Here is a 568-nt window from a genome sequence, read left to right as displayed (position 1 = left end):
CCTTTTTGGAGCCAGCCGCCTAAGGTGGGACAGATGATTGGGGTGAAGTCGTAACAAGGTAGCCGTATCGGAAGGTGCGGCTGGATCACCTCCTTTCTATGGAGAATTGATAAGCGCTGCTTATCAATATAAGTTTCCGTGTTTCGTTTTCGTTTAGTTTTGAGAGTTCAATTCAGTGTTGACTCTTAAATGAGGATATGATATAAATAAATCCTGCAATTTGTATGGGCCTATAGCTCAGCTGGTTAGAGCGCACGCCTGATAAGCGTGAGGTCGATGGTTCGAGTCCATTTAGGCCCACCATACATTTTGGGGCCTTAGCTCAGCTGGGAGAGCGCCTGCCTTGCACGCAGGAGGTCAGCGGTTCGATCCCGCTAGGCTCCACCAAAAAGCTATTTTAAATAGCAAATGGTATGTTCTTTGAAAACTAGATAACAGTGTAGCTCATATTTTTTAATTTTAGTTTGGTTAAGTTAGAAAGGGCGCACGGTGGATGCCTTGACACTAGGAGTCGATGAAGGACGGGACTAACGCCGATATGCTTCGGGGAGCTGTAAGTAAGCTTTGA

At 46.0% G+C, this 568-nt stretch carries 2 tRNA genes and 2 rRNA genes; all 4 read left to right on the top strand.

From position 1 onward, the window contains the following. Window positions 1-96, top strand: a 16S ribosomal RNA gene (locus ACS2CR_RS34370); the annotation flags it as partial. 130 nt (window positions 97-226) lie between these two features. Continuing rightward, window positions 227-303 (top strand) — tRNA-Ile (locus ACS2CR_RS34365). Between the two features lie 8 nt (window positions 304-311). Continuing rightward, window positions 312-387 (top strand) — tRNA-Ala (locus ACS2CR_RS34360). 79 nt (window positions 388-466) lie between these two features. Beyond that, window positions 467-568, top strand: a 23S ribosomal RNA gene (locus tag ACS2CR_RS34355); the annotation flags it as partial.

It is taken from the genome of Bacillus cereus group sp. BceL291 (genome assembly GCF_051776705.1).
Classification (GTDB): domain Bacteria; phylum Bacillota; class Bacilli; order Bacillales; family Bacillaceae_G; genus Bacillus_A; species Bacillus_A cereus.
This window is presented reverse-complemented; position numbering and strand designations above follow the sequence as displayed.